The organism is Lentzea kentuckyensis, assembly GCF_002150765.1.
Lineage (GTDB): Bacteria > Actinomycetota > Actinomycetes > Mycobacteriales > Pseudonocardiaceae > Lentzea > Lentzea kentuckyensis.
The window spans coordinates 1-2,588 of sequence record NZ_MUYM01000164.1; the positions used below are offsets into that span (position 1 = coordinate 1).

The 2,588-nt window shown below is 64.6% G+C and carries 2 protein-coding genes; both read right to left on the reverse strand.

Translation table 11 applies throughout. From position 1 onward, the window contains the following. Positions 1-129: 129 nt before the first annotated feature. Complete coding sequence (locus B0F77_RS44665; protein WP_211294355.1) at positions 130-432, reverse strand: hypothetical protein; 303 nt, start codon at positions 430-432, stop codon at positions 130-132. 126 nt (positions 433-558) lie between these two features. After that, entirely contained in the window at positions 559-2,496 is a 1,938-nt protein-coding gene (locus B0F77_RS44670) for a hypothetical protein (RefSeq protein WP_143467255.1), read from the reverse strand. Between the last annotated feature and the right edge of the window lie 92 nt (positions 2,497-2,588).

The window sequence follows — 2,588 nt, forward strand, 5'->3', positions numbered from 1 at the left end:
CGTCAAAACGGGTCAGGCCCATGGTTCCTGCCAGCAGGACTCTGCCGACTTGGATGGGGTCTCAGCCGGTCTGCGGTCTTGACCCTGGATTCGGTTCCGATGCGGGTTCCGGCACGACTCCGGGTGGTGTCACGTGCGAGGACTCCGGCGTCGGCTCCGACAAAGTCTCGGGCCATGCCCGGTGCCGACGCCGGGCGCGGCCGCGGTGCCCCCGACCGCGGCGCCGGTGCTCGCCAGGGCGCCGACGTACATCCGCTCCAGGGTGCGGACGACCTCCTGCGGTGTCGCCTCCGGGTTGCGCTGACGTGCCCTGGAGATGTTCTTGCGGACCAGCGGCGCCTGCAGGCCGATGGCCTTGTCAAGCAGGTCGAGGATCGGATTGCCCCGTCCGCTCGACGCCGAGACCGGCCCTTCGAGGGCGTCAGAGGCCACACTGAACTCCCTTGAGTCGTCACGTCCTGAACCAGTCTCGCAGCCGAGCGGCCAGAACTGGTCGTTGTGCTGCTCTCCGATTTCACCGACAGAACCAGCCGACACCTGTGCTCACGGCTCGCATGATCAGTCCCATGCCGGGAGAATCTCGTGCGCCACTTCGGGATCGCGCATCAAGAGGCTCAATGCGGACACTGCCTGCACGACCGCTACCACCACGGTGGCAGTCGCCATGCCGTCGAAGAGTGACTTGGAGACGGGATCGGGTGCTGACAACGTGTTGAACAGACTGGCCCCCGGCTCAGGGCAGTTTATAGCGGCCAGGTCGACGTGCTCGCGGACACGAAGTCGTTGGGCGACTTGAACAGCGTCGTTCCACCAGTTAAGGGCGTCGGCACGCAGTGCCGGTTCCTCTCGCGGATCGCTGCTGCGCAGCGCCGGCAGATCTGACGCAGCTTGGCCCGCCATAGTCGTATCGATGGCTGCAGCGCTGGCCAGAACCCGCATCCGAAGAATCGAGTCAACCTCATCCTCGCCGAGGCTGTGCACGATCACGCACGCCAGCTGAGCGGGGTAATGGAACAACTGCCGCGCGATCTCCTCGGCACGGTCCTGTCTGGCAGCCGCGGCTACGGCGGCGAGGAAACGCAGAACCGACATGGCACGCCGCTTGCTCTGAGCCCCCGCCGAACTTCCCCGAGGAAGAAGGTCTTCGAGCACGTGGTGCAAGTCGTCATACGGATCTGTCTCGTCGTCTTCAGCTTCGATTGCCTGCATTGCGGGCAGCACAGCTCGCGCAATATCAGCATGCGGAGTGTCAAGAACCGCTTGTACGGCCTCAACACCGAAGGAGAGCAGGGAGGCGTAGACGACATGGTGCAGCGGCCCTGCGGTCGTAGCGACGTCGCTGAGCCCAGGGAAGTCCTCGAGCGGGTGCTGCTCGAACAGCGTCGCGTGTAGCAACGCCACGCGCACCATCAGATGCGCGTCGGCGGCCGTCGACAACTCGGCTTCGGTTTCCTCGCTCGCCTGCTCGATCTCCTCGTCATCACGATGAGCGAACTCAGCCACCACAGGGTCAATGTCGTCGCTGTCCAGCTCGGCAAGCCACAACCAAGGCGATTGTGCGTGTTGCAGTGTGTCCTTGCCCAGAGTTGCCAGCGCTCGGAGCCCCGCCCGCAGCAGAGCGCGGAACTGCTCGCGGCTGCGTTCGTCACCGATCACCGGGTCATCGGAGTCGTGCCAGTTCCAACGGAGGTCGTGCTCGGCCATGAACCGCTCGACCAATACGTGCCCGCGCATGGCGTCGTCGTCCTCGTAGTCGGTCGAGGGCGACTCGTAGTCACTTCGGATGATGTCCAGAAGCGCTTGAGCGAGCTGGGGATCACCTCCGCCGCGGGCCACCAAAGGACTGCGGGTACCCGTCGCGGCCTCAAGCCGGCACGCGGCGACCAGAAGTGTGCCGAGTTCGTCGGAGAGCTCGCGATCCCACGGATGCTCGGCGGTCGAACCCGCGACCAGGTCAGCGGCGTCGACTGTCCCCCGGGCCTTGCCGGTGGGGTCGTTGATTCCGCGGGCTGCCGCAACCAGCAGGTACTGGGCGGACAAGTCCTGCAGTTCCTCGGGTAGATACGTTGCGACCGGGAAACGAGCAGGATCATCGTGTACTGGCGGCAGCCACATACCTGATGCACGCGGCGAACTCAGCTTCTCGGTGCGCAGCGAGTCGAGTGTCCAGCCGAACAGCGCAGGCGTGCCTGCCAGGTGATGCGCGAGGCTCAGCCCAACCTCGATCGCGATCCCGATCTGGTCAGTATCAACTGCGAGTCCAATGATCGCGCCGTCTGGATAGGCAAGTACGCGGACGTCCAGCAGAGCGCGGACTTCCTCGTCGTCATCGTCTTCCGCAATGGAAGGGCGATCTTCGTCATCATCGTCGATCCCTGGGCCTGTCCAGCCAGCCTCGATGAGTTCGAGGATCAACTGAGGGCGCTGCGCACGAGCGACCTCATCGGCGATGCCCGGATCAGGATCTGACACGTCGATCCACACTGCGTACGGCACGCGGGTTCCTTACTGCCATGGAGCCAACACCGCCATGCATGTAACCAGTTGCAGCCGCTGCGCTGCATGTGCTGGGCCTGACCCGTTTTGAC